This window comes from Serinicoccus sp. JS2-9, assembly GCF_059025165.1.
The window spans coordinates 815,009-831,873 of the sequence record NZ_CM180091.1 but is presented as its reverse complement, the minus strand read 5'-3'; the positions used below and the strand labels follow the sequence as shown (position 1 = coordinate 831,873).

15 protein-coding genes are annotated in these 16,865 nt (G+C 70.2%); 9 read left to right on the top strand and 6 right to left on the bottom strand.

The window, feature by feature from the left end; genetic code table 11:
* The first annotated feature begins 4 nt into the window (after positions 1-4).
* From AC5PYY_RS04225 to AC5PYY_RS04210, 4 genes are read left to right on the top strand one after another with little or no spacing between them, the layout of a single operon-like run.
* Positions 5-1,264, top strand: coding sequence for a nucleotide sugar dehydrogenase (locus AC5PYY_RS04225; protein ID WP_493898545.1), 1,260 nt, complete (start codon positions 5-7; stop codon positions 1,262-1,264).
* 23 nt (positions 1,265-1,287) lie between these two features.
* Positions 1,288-2,157, top strand: a complete 870-nt coding sequence (locus AC5PYY_RS04220) for an ABC transporter permease (protein ID WP_493898544.1) — start codon at positions 1,288-1,290, stop codon at positions 2,155-2,157.
* Positions 2,144-3,034 (top strand): ABC transporter ATP-binding protein, encoded by an 891-nt coding sequence (locus AC5PYY_RS04215; RefSeq protein WP_493898543.1) that lies wholly within the window; start codon positions 2,144-2,146, stop codon positions 3,032-3,034. Before AC5PYY_RS04220 ends, AC5PYY_RS04215 begins: the two co-directional genes overlap by 14 nt.
* Complete coding sequence (locus AC5PYY_RS04210; protein ID WP_493898542.1) at positions 3,031-4,161, top strand: glycosyltransferase; 1,131 nt, start codon at positions 3,031-3,033, stop codon at positions 4,159-4,161. The genes AC5PYY_RS04215 and AC5PYY_RS04210 overlap by 4 nt, the downstream gene beginning before the upstream one ends.
* Positions 4,162-4,164: 3 nt before the next feature.
* Here the strand turns inward: AC5PYY_RS04210 and AC5PYY_RS04205 are convergent, their stop codons facing one another.
* Positions 4,165-6,354 carry a glycosyltransferase family 4 protein gene (locus AC5PYY_RS04205; protein WP_493898541.1) on the bottom strand — a complete coding sequence of 730 codons (2,190 nt, stop codon included), beginning with the start codon at positions 6,352-6,354 and terminating at the stop codon, positions 4,165-4,167.
* Positions 6,355-6,374: 20 nt separating this feature from the next.
* Positions 6,375-8,039, bottom strand: a complete 1,665-nt coding sequence (locus tag AC5PYY_RS04200; protein ID WP_493898540.1) for a glycosyltransferase — start codon at positions 8,037-8,039, stop codon at positions 6,375-6,377.
* 235 nt (positions 8,040-8,274) lie between these two features.
* On the opposite strand from AC5PYY_RS04200, the gene AC5PYY_RS04195 reads away from it, so the two are divergent.
* The gene (locus tag AC5PYY_RS04195; protein WP_493898539.1) at positions 8,275-9,372 is read left to right on the top strand and encodes an ATP-grasp fold amidoligase family protein; all 1,098 of its coding nucleotides are present in this window, start codon (positions 8,275-8,277) and stop codon (positions 9,370-9,372) included.
* Positions 9,373-9,382: 10 nt separating this feature from the next.
* On the opposite strand, the gene AC5PYY_RS04190 is transcribed toward AC5PYY_RS04195, so the two are convergent.
* Positions 9,383-11,536, bottom strand: coding sequence for an acyltransferase family protein (locus tag AC5PYY_RS04190; protein ID WP_493898538.1), 2,154 nt, complete (start codon positions 11,534-11,536; stop codon positions 9,383-9,385).
* 10 nt (positions 11,537-11,546) lie between these two features.
* Positions 11,547-12,713: a nucleotide sugar dehydrogenase gene (locus tag AC5PYY_RS04185; RefSeq protein ID WP_493898537.1), complete on the bottom strand. Its 1,167-nt coding sequence runs from the start codon at positions 12,711-12,713 to the stop codon at positions 11,547-11,549.
* A 292-nt stretch (positions 12,714-13,005) separates the two neighbouring features.
* Between AC5PYY_RS04185 and rpsF the strand changes: the two genes are divergently transcribed.
* The 4 genes from rpsF (at position 13,006) to rplI (ending at position 14,864) form a co-directional block, all read left to right on the top strand.
* Positions 13,006-13,293 carry a 30S ribosomal protein S6 gene (gene rpsF / locus AC5PYY_RS04180; protein WP_493898536.1) on the top strand — a complete coding sequence of 96 codons (288 nt, stop codon included), beginning with the start codon at positions 13,006-13,008 and terminating at the stop codon, positions 13,291-13,293.
* Between the two features lie 104 nt (positions 13,294-13,397).
* Positions 13,398-14,039 carry a single-stranded DNA-binding protein gene (locus AC5PYY_RS04175; RefSeq protein WP_493898535.1) on the top strand — a complete coding sequence of 214 codons (642 nt, stop codon included), beginning with the start codon at positions 13,398-13,400 and terminating at the stop codon, positions 14,037-14,039.
* A 116-nt stretch (positions 14,040-14,155) separates the two neighbouring features.
* Entirely contained in the window at positions 14,156-14,392 is a 237-nt protein-coding gene (gene rpsR, locus AC5PYY_RS04170) for a 30S ribosomal protein S18 (RefSeq protein WP_493898534.1), read from the top strand.
* Between the two features lie 25 nt (positions 14,393-14,417).
* Positions 14,418-14,864 carry a 50S ribosomal protein L9 gene (gene rplI / locus AC5PYY_RS04165; protein ID WP_493898533.1) on the top strand — a complete coding sequence of 149 codons (447 nt, stop codon included), beginning with the start codon at positions 14,418-14,420 and terminating at the stop codon, positions 14,862-14,864.
* A 216-nt stretch (positions 14,865-15,080) separates the two neighbouring features.
* Here the strand turns inward: rplI and AC5PYY_RS04160 are convergent, their stop codons facing one another.
* A complete protein-coding gene (locus AC5PYY_RS04160) occupies positions 15,081-16,091 on the bottom strand; it encodes a glycine betaine ABC transporter substrate-binding protein (RefSeq protein ID WP_493898532.1) in 1,011 nt (336 codons plus the stop codon).
* The gene (locus AC5PYY_RS04155; RefSeq protein ID WP_493898531.1) at positions 16,091-16,864 is read right to left on the bottom strand and encodes an ABC transporter permease; all 774 of its coding nucleotides are present in this window, start codon (positions 16,862-16,864) and stop codon (positions 16,091-16,093) included. The genes AC5PYY_RS04160 and AC5PYY_RS04155 overlap by 1 nt, the downstream gene beginning before the upstream one ends.
* Position 16,865 lies beyond the last annotated feature (1 nt).

Genomic DNA, 16,865 nt, shown 5'->3' with positions numbered 1-16,865 from the left:
ACACGTGGCATTCGATGCCGTCATCATCGGGCTGGGCTACGTCGGCCTGCCGCTGGCCCAGGAAGCGACGCGCGCTGGCCGACAGGTTCTCGGCTTCGACGTCAACCAGGGTGTCGTGGATGCGCTCAACACGGGACGCTCGCACGTCGACGACCTGTCGGACCAGGACGTCGCAGAGATGGTGGAGGCGGGGTTCGAGGCCACCACGGACGAGTCCCGGATCGCCGAGGCGGCCGCAGCGGTGATCTGCGTCCCGACCCCGTTGTCCGAGGAGGGCGGCCCCGACCTGCGCGCCGTCGAGTCCGCGGTGGGCGCGGTCGCCCGCCAGCTGCAGCCCGGGATGCTCGTCATCCTGGAGTCGACGACCTACCCCGGCACCACCGACGAGGTCGTCCGACCGGCCCTCGAGGCGGGTGGGCTGGAGGCGGGGAAGGACTTCCACCTCGCCTTCTCGCCAGAGCGGATCGATCCGGGTAACGAGCGGTTCGGCGCCAAGAACACACCCAAGGTCGTCGGGGGCCACACCCCCGCGTGCAGCGAGGCGGCGGCCTCCTTCTACGGAGCCTTCGTGGACACGGTGGTCCGCACCAAGGGCACCCGTGAGGCGGAGACCGCCAAGCTGTTGGAGAACACCTACCGACACATCAACATCGCCCTGGTCAACGAGATGTCGCGCTTCTGCCACGAGCTCGGGATCGACCTTTGGGACGTCATCGAGGCCGCCAAGAGCAAGCCCTTCGGCTTCCAGGCCTTCTACCCGGGCCCAGGGGTCGGCGGACACTGCATCCCGATCGATCCGAACTACCTGTCCTACAACGTGCGGGCCCGGCTGGGCTACCCGTTCCGCTTCGTGGAGCTGGCCCAGGAGATCAACTCCCAGATGCCGGCGTACGTCGTGAGCCGGGCTCAGGACCTGCTCAACATTGAGGGCAAGGCGCTCAACGGCGCGACCGTCCTGCTGCTGGGCGTGACCTACAAGCCGAACATCGCCGACCAGCGGGAGTCTCCCGCCGTCCCGCTGGCCAAGCAGCTGGGCGCCAAGGGCGGCACGGTGCAGTTCCACGACCCCCACGTCGAGGACTGGCGCGACGTCCCGGATGCCGTCCGGGTGGAGGACCCGGTGGCGGCGGCTCGCCATGCCGACCTGACCATCCTGGTGCAAAACCACCGCGACTACGACGTGGCCGGGCTCGCCGCAGCCTCCGCCCTCTTCTTCGACACCCGCGGGGTCGCCGAGGAGGGCGAGAAGGTAGCTCGCCTGTGACGTCGCCGGGGGAGAAGGTCCCGATGAGGGATCTCACGTCGTGGAGCGCCGCCGATGTCGAGGCGCTCGCACGGAGCCAGGGCATGCAGCAGGTCGGTCTCCGGCCCTCCCTGGGTGGGTATCTGCGGGAGGTGTGGCGGCGCCGGCACTTCGTCGTCGCCCTCGCGGAGGGCGACTTCATCTCGCGGCACCAGAACAACTACCTAGGGATGCTCTGGGCGGTCCTCAACCCGTTGCTGCTCGGCGGGGCCTACTACCTGATCTTCGGCCAGCTGCTCAAGACCACGGATGGTACGGACAACTACGTCCTGTTCCTCACCGCCGGCCTCTTCACCTTCATCTTCTTCGCGGGGGCGCTCACCGCGGGATCGCGGGCCATCATCGGTCGGATGGCGATCGTCCGATCGTTGCGCTTCCCTCGCATCATCCTCCCGTGTGCGGTCACGTTGGCCGAGTTGCTCCACGCCCTCCCGGCCTTCGCGATCCTTATCGTCATCGCCCTGCTCACGGGCGAGCAGCCCAGCCTGGAATGGCTGCTCTTCCCGGTGGCCATTTTCATCGTGGTCGCCATGCTGCTTGGGGTCGTCATGATCCTGGCCCGGGTGCTGCACGCCGTGCGAGACACCGGCAACCTCATCCCGCTCCTGGTCCGGATGCTGCGTTACGTCAGCGGTGTCTTCTTCAGCATCTCGGCCTACGCCAGTGGCATCTGGGGCGTGTTGCTGGAGTATCAGCCCGTCGCGATCTCCTTGACGATGGTGCGCGAGACGCTGCTGGAGTCGGCTCCCCTGCGGTGGGAGACCTGGGTCGTGAGCGGTGCGTGGGCGTTGATCTTCCTGGTGGTGGGGACCGTCGTCTTCTGGCGTGGGGAGGGTGACTATGGCCGGGCGTGAGGCTGGGACGCCGACCGTCATCGCCTCGCACCTGGGGCTGACCTACCGCGTCTTCGGCGCGGGGTCGGGATACCGGGAGCAGGATCAGCACGCGTGGTGGCGTCGGGCAGTCGGCCGTGGGACCAAGGCGGTCGGCGTCCGCGAGGTCGAGGCGGTCAAGGATGTCTCCTTCATGGCCACGCACGGCGAGTCGATCTGCCTCGTGGGTCGCAACGGTTCGGGGAAGTCCACGCTCCTGCGGACCGTCGCGGGGCTCGTGCCCCCGACCCGCGGGACCTTGTGGCTGTCCGGCGAGCCGCGCATGCTCGGGGTCAACGCGGTCCTGATGAAGCAGCTGAGTGGGGCCCGCAACGTCATGATCGGGTGCCAGGCCCTCGGGATGAGCCCGGCTCAGGCCCGCGCCAGCTTCGACGACATCGTCGAGTTCTCCGGCATCGGTGACTTCATCGATCTGCCCATGAACTCCTACTCCTCCGGCATGGCGGCTCGGCTGCGCTTCGCGATCTCCACGGCCTCTGTCCCGGACATCCTGGTGGTGGACGAGGCGTTGGCCACCGGCGACGCGGAGTTCAAGGCGCGGGCCACGGAGCGCATCGCGCAGATCCGGGAGCAGGCGGGCACCGTCTTCCTGGTGGCGCACAACGCCGCGACGATGAAGGAGATCTCGACCCGCGCGCTGTGGATGGAGAAGGGCGAGCTCATCATGGACGGGCCCGTCGACGAGGTGGTCGACGCCTACTCCGCCAAGTTCGGACGCAAGAAGGGTGCAGGGAAGGCCAAGCCGGCCAGGCAGAAGGCGCCGTCGGACGACGAGCCCAGGGGGGCCGACCCCCCCAGGGCCCGGAGCCGAAACCCGATGCGAGGGCGTCCTGAATGACCCGTCGCATCCTCGTGCTCACCGTCGTGCACCACCCGCACGACGCGAGGATCTACCACCGGCAGCTGGCCGCGCTCCTCGAGGCTGGCTGGACCGTCACCTACGCGGCTCCCTACACCGGCTTCGACCTCGCCCTGGAACTCGACCAGCCGGCCGCCGGGCTGACCTTGCTCGACGTCGAGAGGGCCACCGGGCGTCGCCGCCTCGCCGCGCTGCGCTCGGCCCGGCACGTCCTCGCCGAGGAGGGCCCGCGTCACGACGTGGTGCTGCTCCACGACCCTGAACTCGTCCTCGCCGCCGCTGGTCTCCACCTGCCACCGGTGGTGTGGGACGTTCATGAGGACACCGCGGCAGCCGTGGCGGTGCGTCCCTGGCTGCCGCGGGCCGTGCGTCCCGCGGCTGCGTGGTCCGTCCTCAGGTTGGAGCGGCATGCCGAGTCCCGGCTCAACCTCCTCCTGGCGGACCATGACTACGCCCGTCGATTCCGACGTCCGCACGTAGTGATCCCCAACACCACCCCGGTGCCCCCTCAGGCGCCTCTCGCCGCTCAACCGGACCAGCACGGCCGGCTCAGGGTGGTGTATCTGGGCAGCCTGACCAAGGAACGGGGGGTGCGCGAACTGATGGCCCTGGGATCAGCCCTGGCGACCACGACGTCCGGAGACGTCCACCTGGAGCTGATCGGCCCAGCGCACGGGTCGTCCGGTGCTCTGCTGCGTGAGGCGGTCGACGCGGGCAAGCTCTCGTGGACGGGATTCGTGCCCGCGGACCGGGCGCTCGCCCGGCTGGACGGCGCGCTCGCCGGTCTCTCACTCCTGCACGACATCGCGAACTTCCGACCCAGCATGCCGACGAAGCTGGTGGAGTACATGGCCCACGGTCTCCCGGTCATCACAACGCCCTTGCCGAGGGCCGTCGAGCTGGTCCAGCGCAGCGGGGGAGGTGTCGTCGTGCCGTTCCACGGCGTGGACGCCGCCGTCGACCACCTCCTCGCGTGGGCCGCCGACCCGGCGGGCGCCCGGGAGATCGGTCGCCGGGGCCACGCCTTGGTCCGCCGCGAGCTGGACTGGTCGGTCAGGTCTGAGGAGTTCGTGGGCGAGCTGGAGCGGGTGGCCCGGTCCCGGTAGCGGTCAGATCCCCCGCCGACGCAGCACCTCGTCGTAGATCGCGTCCACCGTGCGCGTGATGCTCGCCCAGTCGCGCTCGCGGACGACCCACTCCCGCGCCGCGTCACCGAGCCGGGCGCGCTGCTCAGCATCCCCGATGAGCTCGGACAGCACGCGGGCGAGGTCGTCCGGGTCGCCCTTGCGGAAGAGACGGCCCGTGACGCCGTCCTCGACGATCTCGGCGAGGGCGGCGACGTCCGACGGGACGACGGCCTTCGCCATGGCCATCGACTCGAACGGCTTGATGGGCGAGATCATCTCGCACACCGGCAGCGGCTGCCGTGGGAACGGCGCGATATCGATGAGCGAGAGGTATCCCCCCACCTGCGCGTGCGGCACCCTGCCGGTGAAGGTCACGACGTCGAGCAGCTGGTTCGCCACAGCCGCGCCGCGGACGACCTTCTCGTGCGGGCCGTCGCCGACGATGAGGACGCGGAAGTCGTCCGGATGACCGGCGCGGAGGCGGGCCACCGCATCGAGGAGCAGCTCGACGCCTTCGTAGTCGACCAACCCCCCCACATACCCGATCACGGTCTTGCCCTCGAAGCCGAACCTGGCCTCGAGGTCACGGTCGCGTGGCTGCGGCTGGAACTGCTCCGCGTGCACGCCGTTCGGCACGACGAAGGCCCGATCCTCGTCCACCCCGCGAGCGATCATCTCGGTGCGGAGAGCCTCGGTGATGATCAGGGCCGCGTCCGCCTCCTTGGCGACTCCGGTCTCCACGACGTCGAGGAAGGCCTCGCGGCCCGAGCCGGCGAAGTCGGGGTCCCGGGAGACCTTCATCAACTCTTCCAGGCCGCGCATCTCGTAGAGGAACGGGATCCCGAGCCGCCGGGCCGCGACGAGGCCGCTCATGCCGGTGACGTAGAAGCTCGAGGCGTGGATGAGCGCGGCACGCTGAGACCGTGCCAGATCCGCGATCCCTTCGGCGCTCTCCGAGACGTAGTCGGCGATTGGATGCTGCGGGTATCTCCGCCGCCGGTCCAGCAGCCGGTGGTAGACGATGCCGTCGACCACGTCCGACGACGGCACCTGGGTGGCGCGGTCGGACCACCGGTCGTACGGGAAGCCGAGCCGTGTCACCGCCTCGATGTGGCGTCCCCCTGCGGCGAGTCCGGTCAGGATGCCGTGGCTGCGCGTGGCATACCCACCGGAGGTATGAGGCATCGACTGCGAAAGGACGGCCAGCGCGGACCTCTGGTCGGGCTCGTACTCCGGCTGCTCCCGGCTCGGTGGAGGCGACCAGCTGTCCCGGACGACCCGCAGCTGATCCTGGGCGGAGGTGAAGGTCTCGGCCGCGGTCCGGGAGCGCGGGTTGGCGGCCAGCGCGCGCGCCGCGAGCATCGCTGCCGGACGAGGATGACCGGCACGCAGCGCGGTCGTTGCGGCGTGCGTGACCTCGCGGGTGGGGAAGGCCCCGGTCGCCTGCGGCCCCAGGCGTTGGCTGCCCGGGGTCACGGCGACGAAGTCGGCGACCTGCTGCCAGGCCCGCCGACGCACCAGGGCGCTCGTGACCACGGCGATGGCTCGCCGGCGGCTGGTCAGCACCCGCTCCACGACGTCGTCGAAGGCCTGCGGTCCGGCGGCATGGGCGGCCACGAGCTCTTCCTCGGCGAGCAGCTCCTGCGCGAGCTCCTGAGCGTCCACCTCACCAGGGCCAGCCTCCGCGGCGGTGGCCGCGAAGGACTCGAGCACCTCCTGCGGTGCGCCCCGCAACGACTCGCTGACGATCGCCGCCTCACCGGCGGTGCGTGGTGGGGTCCTGGTGAGGGCGGCCACGATCCAGGGGAGCTCCTCGAGATGCCCGGTCCGTTGCGCGATCTGCCGGTGGTCGGCGAGGACCTGGACGGTGTGAGCGGGGTGTTCGGATGCGGCGCGGGCCAGGCCGACCGCACGGCGGGAGTCGCCCATCTGCTCGTAGGTCCGGGCGGCCAGGAGGAGCGTCCGCGGCTCGGGGGCGTGTTCCAGCAGCGGACCGATCATCTCGAGGGTGAGGTCAGGGTCGCTGGTGATGTGCCGTGCCGCCCGTCGCAGTCGCGTCTCCGCGACCAGGTCGGTCCAGAGCTCCGGTCCCACGTGGACCGGGGCGCGCGAGGCCAGGCCTGCGGTCAGTCGACGGCGCCCACGCCGCAGTCGTCGAGAGATCGGGTTCACTTGGGGGGACTCCTCCTGTTTCAGACGGTGACCAGTTCGCGGGGGTCACCGTAGGTCACGACCCGTCCCGCACCGGTGAGGAAGACCAGGTCATCGACCTTCCAGGTGTGGCCCTGACGATCCGCCCCGCGGATGCTGACGAAGTTGAACCTGTCGCCCGAGTAGGTGCGTACGCCGGCAGCCATGGCCCGGTTCAGGAAGTCGGAGTCCACAGCCCGCGGGATGTCGCTGAACATCAGGTCGAGCGCGACGTCACGGGTCGCGACGATGGAACCGCCCTGCACCAGCCGGTGGAAGGCGTTCTCGTAGCCCTCGAAGCGCAGCACGACGGCGCCGCTGGAGCGAAGCCAGACGTAGTGCGCCCACTTCCCTGTGATCTCGGCGCCGGTATGCACCGAGGCGTCGACGAGGTCGGCCAGGAAGCGTGGGCCGTAGTAGTTGTCGTCGTCCATCTTGGCGATGTAGGCGCCAGAGGCCGCCTCGAGGCCGACGTTGAGCACCGCGCCGAGCGTGCGGGACCCGTCGACCTGGCGGACGGTCACCTCGTCCAGCCCAAGGGCTGAGGCCCGCGCCCGGAGCCGTGACTCCTCGACGTCGATGCCGTGCGCGACCAGGACCAGCTCGGTTGACGTTCCCTGCTGCCGCGCGACGTTGTCGACGATGTTGTCGATCTCGTGGGTCCGGTTCGTCGGGACGACCACGGAAACTGTCCGCGCCTCGGTCCGCGAGGGGAGGTCGACCGCGTCCAGGACCGTGCGGGCGCGGTCGGCGTAGGTGTGTCCCTGGAGGATCGACCGCAGCCCTCGGTGCGTCATGCGGTCCCGGTACTCGGGTTGCTGGACGAGCGCCCCGACCTGGCGGTGAACGGCGTCGGCCTCGACCGCATGGACGACCTCTCGGAGGTCGGGAGGCAGGACGGCCGCCCTCCGAGGATTCGTCACGACGGCGGTCCGGCTGGCCAGGGCGTCCAGGACCGCGCCGGTGTCCGCCACGTCTCGCTCGCCGATGTCGGCCAGGACGTGGTAGCGGGAGAGCAGCGGGACGTCCGCGTCTGGGAGCGGGTGCTCAGGGTCGGAGCCCCAGTCCTGCACCAGTCCTTCCGGGTGTCGGGCAGCCAGCGCTTCGGCCGCGTCGCCGCCCGCGGACAGGGTGACGATGCTCCCCGGACGCTCCTGCCCGGGGGCATGCACGGGTGACTGCAGGCGCGGCTGGGTCGCCGGCAGCAGCGAGCGGTTGCCCGAGGCGCAGTGGGGCTCCGCGCAGAACACGACGGCGCCGACATCCCGGAGGGCGGCGCTCGGTGCGGGTCGGCATCCTCCGGTGATCCAGGCGACGACCGGCAGGCCGAGGTCCCGTGCCCTCCGCGCCAGCTCGAGGGCCGACGGTGACCCGGACGTCCCGACGACGGTGTCGCCGTGCACCTCGACCACGAGGATCGCGGCGCCTCGCGCCCTGAGGTCGGGGAGCCAGTCCTCACCCTCCGGCTCCAGCTGATCCCACTCCCACGCGAGACCGGCGCGCAGGCGGGGCCCGCCGACGAACGCCACCCGGGCATCGGTGACGGGCCGCGGATCGCCGGTGGGGTTGCTCCTGAGGCTGCTCTCGACGAGAGTCCGGAGGTCCTCGGCCGGTTCTGGACCCGAGTCGGCCGCAGCGTCGCCGCCTGGACGCGCGCGTCGTGCCACGCGAATCATGCGGGAGAGGAACGGCCGCCCCCCACCGTCCGATCGCGGCTGTTCCGGCGCCCCCCGCGGTCTGGTCCGGGCGGCGTCGTCCATGCAGTGCTCCCTCCGAGCCGATGAGCGGTGTTCCATCCCGCGAGACGAGGCTGGGGACGCAGCCGCAATACTAGACCCGCGGGTGCCGCTGCCCTCCGGGGCACGCCGTCGTGCGCGAGGCCTTCACGGACAGGAGCAGGTTGTGAACCGCATACGAGCGCTGGCGCGTTCCCTCCCACCGATCGCCTGGCGCGAGGCGCGGATCGTCGAGCTGCGCGAGGAGATCGCCAGACAGCGACAGGAGATGCGGACCCTGCGTGGGCGCCTCGAAGCCGCCGAGCGCTCGCTCGCCGAGGCAGCTGCCGACGTCGACCGGGAGCGCGCGGCTGTCGCCGCGGCGCGGGACCGACGGGCTCCCAGCTTCGCCGGCCAGCTGGCGGCCTGGGCACGGGATCTGGATCGCACCCGCCGTCGGGGTGACGAGTCCGACGTGCGCTTCGGGATGAACCGCAAGCTGTTGATGTACCGCTTCGCCGAGAGTCACGGGGTGCGTGTCCCCTCGGTGCTCGGACTGTGGGCCACGCCGGAGGAGATCGCATGGCACGACCTGCCGGAGACGTTCGTGCTGAAGTCCGACGGTGGGTCCTCGGGCCTCGGCGTGCTCCCCCTGCGCAGGGTGGGTGACCGGTACCACCTGTCCGGGCACACAGCCCCCCGGACGGCCGAGCACTTCGGAACCCTGCTGCGCACCAGGCTCGAGAAGGGATTTCTGCGGCCACCGTTCTTCGCGGAGGAGCTCATGGTCGACCCTCGCTCGCCCGGGTCCTTGCCGCACGACCTCAAGGTCTACACCTTCTACGGTGACGTGGGCCACATCCTGCTCCGCGGCGTCGAGCGGCACGCCGTCACCTCGACCGCTCGCCGACGCTTCGTGGACGCCCGCGGCGCGGACCTCGGGAAGGTACGTCTGGACCAGGACGTGGATCCTGGTGTGCCGGTGCCGGAGCGCCTGTCCGAGGTGGTGGACGTGGCGCGAAGGTTGTCCCGCGCGCTCCCGTTGCCCTTCTCCCGCATCGACCTGTACGACCTCCCGGACGCCGTGTGGTTCGGCGAGGTGACCCTGACCCCCGGGGGCAAGCAGGCGTACGTGCCGGAGCATGACCAGCGACTGGGGAAGGAGTGGGAGCGGGCGGCGTCGCGGCTCGCTGCCGACCTGCGCACCTCACGGGAGTACCGGATCACGCACGGTCCTCACGAGGTCCGGACGCCCAGCGCGGACGCGCCGCCGCCGTCTGCCTGAGTGAGCGGGGCTAGCGCGATCCCTCGCCGTCCTGGACCGTGGCCACGCTCCAGTCGACCTGGTCCTCCGGGGTCGTGGCGACGCCCTCCCGGATGAGGGCCCGGTGCAGCAGCGGGGTCATGGTGCGGACATACGTCGCCGTGAGGTGCGAGCCCTGCCGGTAGAGGAGGACCTCACCGATCACCGAAGGACAGCGAGCCTCGTCGTCCCGTGCACCGGGGACGGCCGTGTCCGGGGGACACATCCACCTGCTCAGGTCCACGAAGAGTGATCCGTCCAGCTGCTCGTGCGCGCGTTCCAGCGCCGGTGTCCCCCGGCCCGGGGTCTCCGGGTAGGAGCACACGCCGTAGTCGGTGGGGTGCCGCTCCACGCACTCGTACCAGGTCGACTCGCCCGCGGTCTCCTCGGCGTTGGCGTACGGGTTGTCGGCGACGAAGACGACGGTGGAGCCCAGGTCCTGCAGCGGACGCAGGTTGTCGACCAGCCGATCGCCCATGGAGACCCACGGATCCCCCAGAGACGTCAGGATGACGTCCGGGACGTTCTCAGGGCGCGTGAGGTGGTCCCGCAGGGCGTCGTTGTAGGCATGGCACTCGTCGTACTGCCCGCCGGAGGTGAAGCCGCACGCCGACTTCGTGTAGATGACCATCCGCCATCCCTCCTGCTCCGCGATCGGGATCAGGGCGGGCAGCCACTGGAGCATCTTGGAGTCTCCGACCACGGCCACGACGGTGTCGGCATCGTCGGCTCCGTAGACGCAGGCGCCGCCGCGAGGCACCTTCACCTCGCTCTCCGGGACCTGACAGTCGTCGCCGTAGGCCGACGGTACGTCCAGCGTCGCCGCTCCCGGCGCCGGGAAGACCTCGCCGCTCGTCTGGTAGACGCTCGCGGGGTCCGAGATCAGGCTGGGGTCGGCACCGTTCTGCACTCCCTCCTGCACCAGGGCGAGGGCTCCCTGGCTGGTCGAGGGGAGGTCCTGGACGGAGGGTGCCCGGAGCCAGACCGCCCCTCCGACCACGCAGGTGAGGGCCATCCCGAGGGCCCCGACCAGGAGGGCGTTGCGAGGGCGACGGCTCAGGGCCGGGCTGAACCGGATCGGGTCCTCGACCAGCCGGAGCGTGATCCACGCCAGCAGCACGGCGAGCACCGCGACCAGCAGCCTGGCGGGAAGCCCAGACCCCGGCCTCGCCTCCTCGAGCAGCCGCAGCAGCGGCCAGTGCCACAGGTAGAGGCCGTAGCTCAGGCCCCCGATAAACCGCATCGGTCGCACTCCGAGCGCGCGGGCGACGACCGTCTCCTGTGAACGCAGGCCCGCGGCGATGACCAGGGCCGTGCCGACCGTGGGCAGCAGGGCGGCGTAGCCGGGCCAGGGGGTGGCGGAGGAGTACGCGAAGGCGCTCACGCCCACGGCCACGACGCCGAGGCCCGCGATCGGCGCGGCCAGGCCGTGGGCCATGCGCATCAGGCGCGGGGTCAGGAAGACGAGCAGGGCTCCGATGCCGAGCTCCCAGACCCGGGTCGTGGTGACGAAGTACGCCGTCTGCGGCGAGGTTGAGGTCTGGAAGATCGACCACAGGAGCGAGAGCCCGGATGCCGACAGGAGGATGACGCCCATGAGGCGGGTCGGTCGGGTGCGGGAGCGGGCCCCCCACGCCAGTGCGGCCAGGATGAGCAGGGGCCACACCACGTAGAACTGCTCCTCGACCGACAGCGACCAGTAGTGCTGGACCAGCGAGGGGGTGCTGTCTTCAGCGAGGTAGTCGACCGACCGCCAGGCAAGGGCCCAGTTGACGACGTACAGCGCCGCCGCGACCACGTCGGATCCCAACTCGGCACGGCGGCCTGAACCGAGCACGAGGAAGCCCGCCACCGCAGTGAAGACGAGCACCACGGTCGCCGCCGGGAGCAACCGTCGGGCGCGACGCGCGTAGAAGGTGCGGATGGAGATGGTGCCCGTCCGTCTGGCCTCCTTGACCAGCAGGTTGGTGATGAGGAAGCCGGAGATGACGAAGAAGACGTCCACCCCGGCGAAGCCGCCCGGGATCCACGGCAGCTCGACGTGATAGAGGAGCACCATCAAGACGGCGATGGCCCTCAGGCCCTCGATGTCGCCGCGCAGCGCCCCCTGTCGTTCCTGACCCTGCCGGCGCGCCGGCACGCTCATCTGCCGTTGCTCAGTCACGTCCGTACAAGTCACGCGTGTAGAGCTTGTGCCGGAAGCCCTCGACGTGCTCGTCGACCCGGTTGGCGATGATGACGTCGGCCGCCTCGGTGAACTGCTCCAGGTCGCGCAGCACCTGGCATCCCTGGAAGGTGTCGTCCTCGTAGGTCGGCTCGTAGATGACGATCTCCACGCCGCGTGCCTGCAGGCGCGACATGACGCCCTGCACGCTGGAGGCGCGGAAGTTGTCGGACCCGGCCTTCATGATGAGCCGGTAGATGCCGACCCGCGCCGGGTGCCGGTCGAGGATGTCGGCGGCGATGAAGTCCATCCGCGTCGTGTTGGCGTCGACGATGGCGGTGATGAGGGTCTGCGGCACGGTGCCGTAGTTGGCGAGCAGCTGGCGGGTGTCTTTGGGCAGGCAGTAGCCGCCGTAGCCGAAGGAGGGGTTGTTGTAGTGCGGACCGATGCGGGGGTCCAGACCCACTCCCTCGATGATTTGACGGGTGTCGAGATCGCGCGTGGCGGCATACGTGTCGAGCTCGTTGAAGTAGGCGACGCGCATGGCGAGGTAGGTGTTGGCGAAGAGCTTGATCGCCTCCGCCTCGGTGCCGCCGGTGAGCAGCACCGGGACGTCCTTGTCGATCGCGCCCTCGAGCAGCAGGTCGGCGAAGGCCTGCCCGCGCTCGCCGGGGTCGCCGACGATGATGCGGGAGGGATGCAGGTTGTCGTGCAGCGCCCGGCCCTCGCGCAGGAACTCGGGGCTGAAGATGATGGTGGCGCCGGGGTGCTCGGCGCGCAGCTGCTCGGTGTAGCCGACCGGGATCGTCGACTTGATGACCACCGAGGCGTCCGGGTTGAGCCGCAGGACGTCGGCGAGGACCGCCTCGACGCTGCGGGTGTCGAAGAAGTTGGACTCGGTGTCGTAGTCGGTGGGTGTCGCGACGACCACCCACTCGGCGCCCGCGTAGGCGTCGGCCGGGTCGGTGGTGGCGCGCAGGTCGAGCTCGCGGGAGTTGAGGTAGTCGGAGATGTCCGGGTCCTGGATCGGGCTCTGACGCTCCTGCAGGAGCGCGACCTTGGCCGGGTCGATGTCGAGGGCGACGACCTCGTGGTGCTGGGCGAGGACGACGGCCAGGGACAGGCCGACGTAGCCGGTGCCGGCGATCGCGATCTTCATGAGGCTCCTGGAAGGGTCCGGGTCCGTGGTGGGGTGACGTCTGGGCCCAGTATGGCGTGACGCGGGTGCGTGGTCGGTGAGGCCGCCCCGATTAGGCGCGGCAGGGCGGGCGTCGGTATCGTGGACGGGTTCATCGCACTGCCCGCTGCCCGGAATCGTCCGGGCCTGTGGACAGCGCCTGCGGCCAGCACCGGATCGGTGGCATGGTGGCAGGGCAGCGGTGAGACGTAGGAAGCCCTCCTGTCACGGAGAGACCGTGACCGCTACAGACCGAAGGAGGTGGGCCTTACTCATGCGTCAGTACGAACTGATGATCATCCTCGACCCGGAGACGGACGAGCGGAACCTTCAGCCCACGCTGGAGAAGATGCTGGCCGTCGTCGGCAAGGACGGTGGCTCCGTCGACGAGATCGACGTCATGGGCCGTCGCCGCCTGGCCTACGAGATCAGGAAGCAGGCCGAGGGGATCTACGCGGTGGTCAACCTGACCGCCGAGCCCGCGACCGCTCAGGAGCTCGACCGTCAGCTCGGGCTCAACGAGTCCGTCCTGCGGACCAAGCTGCTGCGCCGCGACGCCTGAGTCGTCGGCGAGAGTCGGCCGGCACGCGAGACCGCCAGCCGACACCACTGCATACCGCTGATCGAGACTGACCACCCGCCCGAACGGATCGAGGACGACCTGACATGGCCGGAGAGACTCCCATCACCGTCGTCGGCAACCTGACCGCCGACCCCGAGCTGCGCTTCACCCCCAGCGGTGCGGCCGTTGCCAACTTCACCGTGGCGTCGACCCCCCGCCAGTTCGACCGTCAGAGCAACGACTGGAAGGACGGCGAGACGCTGTTCATGCGCTGCTCGGTGTGGCGGGAGGCGGCCGAGCACGTGTCCGAGTCGCTGCACCGTGGCGACCGGGTCATCGCGACCGGCCGTCTGGTCTCCCGCTCCTGGCAGACCCAGGAGGGCGAGAACCGCACCGTCATGGAGATGCAGGTCGACGAGGTCGGCCCGTCCATGCGCTACGCCACCGCGACCGTGACCAAGGCCCAGCGTGGCGGAGGTTCTGGTGGTGGTTGGCAGGGCGGTCAGCAGTCGAACCAGGGCGCCCAGCAGGGCGGCCAGGGCGGCTGGGGCGGCAACCAGGGAGGCCAGAACCCGCAGCAGGGCGGCGGCACCCAGGGTGGCCAGAGCAGCGGCATGAACGAGTCCGACCCGTGGGCCACCGGCGGCGCCAGCAACACCGGCGGCGGCAACACCGGCGGTCAGGGTGGCCAGAGTGGTGGCTCCGGCTGGGGCGGCGCGCCGTCCTACGACGAGCCGCCGTTCTGATGAGCACCTGAACGATCCGCGCGACCAGCGGATCACCGACAGAGACAGCACGACCGAAGCACGACCTACCATCCCGAGCAGCTGCTCGGGCTCTCACGAAAGGGGAGAGCACCACGATGGCCAAGCCCGTCATCCGGAAGCCGAAGAAGAAGGCGAATCCGCTCAAGTCCGCGAAGATCGAGTCGATCGACTACAAGGACACCGCGCTGCTGCGCAAGTTCATCTCCGACCGCGGCAAGATCCGCGCGCGTCGCGTCACCGGCGTCTCCGTGCAGGAGCAGCGCCGCATCGCAGGCGCCGTCAAGAACGCCCGCGAGATGGCGCTGCTGCCCTACAGCAGCTCCGCCCGCTGAGCGGCCACTGGATCAGGAGAGCACCATGAAGATCATTTTGACCCAGCCCGTCACGGGCCTCGGTGAGGCCGGTGACGTCGTCGACGTCAAGGACGGCTACGCCCGCAACTTCCTGCTGCCCCGCAAGGTGGCGACCGCCTGGACCAAGGGCGGCCAGAAGCAGGTCGACTCCATCAAGGCCGGCCGTGACAAGCGCGCCCTCAAGACCGCCGAGGAGGCCGCATCGGCCAAGGCGCGGCTCGAGGGCTCGACGGTCACCGTGTCCGCCCGCGCGGGCCAGGGCGGCCGCCTCTTCGGCGCCGTCACCCCGACGGAGATCGCCGACGCGATCGTCGCCGCCGGCGGTCCGCAGGTCGACAAGCGCCGGATCGAGGTCCGCACCCCGATCCGCGCCGTCGGTGACCACCCGGTCCACGTGCGGCTGCACGACGACGTCGCCGCCGACGTCACGGTGAGCGTCGTCAGCGCCTGACGCACCACCGCACGAGAGACGGCCGCCCCTGCCAGGCAGGGGTGGCCGTCTTCTGTGTGCCCGGACTGAGTGGCGGCCCTACACCTGGGGCCGGGCGTCGACGAGCAGCGACCAGGCTGAGGTCGCTCATCGTCGCTGCTCCCTTCGGGCTCGGTGCATCTCCCACTGTCGCCCGTCGGGGGAGAACTTCCTGGTGCGCCCCAGGTGGCAGGCCGCTCAGCCCTCAGCCTGCTCCGGCTCGGTGAGGAAGCCCTCCTCGACCAGCCAGTCGAAGGCGACCTGCCCGGGCTCGCGTCCTTCGACGTCGATCTGCGCGTTGAGCTCGAGCAGGACCTCGTCGGTGAGCGCCTCGGCCACGGGGGCGAAGAGCTCCTCGACCTGAGGGTGCTCGGCGAGCATCTCCTCCTGCACCACGGGCGAGAGGTTGTAGGCCGGGAAGAAGTCGCGGTCGTCCTCGAGCACCACCAGATCGAGAGCCGTAATGCGCCCGTCGGTGGTGAAGACCTCGCCGAAGGTGCAGTCGCCCTGATCGGTCGCCACATAGATCGCGCCGGTGTCGTAGAGCTTGACGTTGTCCTCTGGCACCCCCTCGCCACGGGGGATGTCGTAGGTCTCCAGCATCGGGTCGAAGCCGTCGTTGCGGTTGTTGAACTCCGACTCCACGCAGAACGTGCGCTCCTCGACCGGGATGTCCGCGATCTGCGACAGCTGGGTGATGCCCAGCTCCTCGGCGCTCTCGGAGGTCATCGCGAAGCCGTAGGTGTTGTTCATCGGCGCCGGCGGGAGCCAGACCAGGTCGAACTCCGCGTCGGCCTCCTTGACCGCTTCCCACTGCTCCTGCTCATCCGGTATGGGGTCGGTCTCGCCGAGGTAGGCGATCCAGGCGGTGCCGGTGTATTCCCACACCATGTCCAGCTCGTCGCTCAGCAGCGCCTGGCGGGTGCTCGAGGAGCCGGGGATGTTGGTGTAGTCCTTGACGTCCGCCCCAGCGGCCTTGAAGAGGATGACCGCCATCTTGCCGACGAGCAGCTGCTCGGAGAAGTTCTTGCTGCCGACCGAGACGGGGACGTCGTCCATCGGCTCGAGTCCCTCCAGCGGCCCGGCGAGGTCACCGCTGGGGACGAACCCGCCGCCGGTCCCCAGCCCGCACCCGGCCAGACCGAGGGAGAGCAGCGCCGCGACGCCGCCGCCGGCGAGCCGCATACCGCGAGATCGGTGGTGACCCATCACATGCCCTTCGGTGTCGCGAGGAACTCCAGCACCCGCCCGGCCCAGTCCACGAGCAGTGCCAGCACAGCCATGAGCAGCCCGCCACTGATGAGGATCGGGCTGCGGAAGAGGGTGATGCCGACGACGATGAGGGCGCCCAGGCCGCCGGCGTTGACGAAGGTGCCGAAAGCCGCGGTGCCGACGAGCAGCACCAGGGCCGTGCGCACACCGGTCATGATGACGGGCATCGCCAGCGGGAGCTCGACGCGACGCAGCACCGTCGCGTTCGACATCCCCATCCCCCGCGCGGCCTCGACGAGGGTCGGGTCGACCGACTGCAGACCGACGATCGTGTTGCGCAGGACGGGGAGGAAGGAGTAGAGCGACAGGGCCAGGATCGCCGTCCAGAAACCGAAGCCGAGCCACATCGCGAAGAGCACGATGACGCCGATGACCGGGGCGGCCTGACCGGCGTTGGCGACGCCGACCACCGGGGTCGCGAACCGCTTCATCCCGGGGCGGGTCAGCGCGATGCCGATCGGGATCGCCGTCCCCACCACGGCGACCGCGCCGACGAAGGTGAGGAGCAGGTGCTCGCCGGCGAGGGTGAGGATGTTGCCCCAGTCCAGCGCCCGGGTCTCGATGTCGTCGAGGTCGGCGGTGCCCCGCCAGATCGCCCAGCCGCCGAGCACCAGGGTGCACAGGATCGGCAGGCCGAGCAGCAGCCCGAGGTCCTCGCGGGAGACGCGGGAGCGCTTCGGCGACGCGTCGGTCGAGGTGTCGGCGGACATC

What these genes read in the sequence shown, in the direction of transcription:
- rplI (WP_493898533.1), top strand. Translation starts at nt 14,418, where the DNA reads ATGAAGATCATTTTGACCCAGCCCGTCACGGGCCTCGGTGAGGCCGGT.
- AC5PYY_RS04175 (WP_493898535.1), top strand. Translation starts at nt 13,398, where the DNA reads ATGGCCGGAGAGACTCCCATCACCGTCGTCGGCAACCTGACCGCCGAC.
- AC5PYY_RS04160 (WP_493898532.1), bottom strand. Translation starts at nt 16,091, where the DNA reads ATGGGTCACCACCGATCTCGCGGTATGCGGCTCGCCGGCGGCGGCGTC.
- rpsR (WP_493898534.1), top strand. Translation starts at nt 14,156, where the DNA reads ATGGCCAAGCCCGTCATCCGGAAGCCGAAGAAGAAGGCGAATCCGCTC.
- AC5PYY_RS04210 (WP_493898542.1), top strand. Translation starts at nt 3,031, where the DNA reads ATGACCCGTCGCATCCTCGTGCTCACCGTCGTGCACCACCCGCACGAC.
- AC5PYY_RS04190 (WP_493898538.1), bottom strand. Translation starts at nt 11,536, where the DNA reads ATGAGCGTGCCGGCGCGCCGGCAGGGTCAGGAACGACAGGGGGCGCTG.
- AC5PYY_RS04185 (WP_493898537.1), bottom strand. Translation starts at nt 12,713, where the DNA reads ATGAAGATCGCGATCGCCGGCACCGGCTACGTCGGCCTGTCCCTGGCC.
- AC5PYY_RS04155 (WP_493898531.1), bottom strand. Translation starts at nt 16,864, where the DNA reads ATGTCCGCCGACACCTCGACCGACGCGTCGCCGAAGCGCTCCCGCGTC.
- rpsF (WP_493898536.1), top strand. Translation starts at nt 13,006, where the DNA reads ATGCGTCAGTACGAACTGATGATCATCCTCGACCCGGAGACGGACGAG.
- AC5PYY_RS04220 (WP_493898544.1), top strand. Translation starts at nt 1,288, where the DNA reads ATGAGGGATCTCACGTCGTGGAGCGCCGCCGATGTCGAGGCGCTCGCA.
- AC5PYY_RS04215 (WP_493898543.1), top strand. Translation starts at nt 2,144, where the DNA reads ATGGCCGGGCGTGAGGCTGGGACGCCGACCGTCATCGCCTCGCACCTG.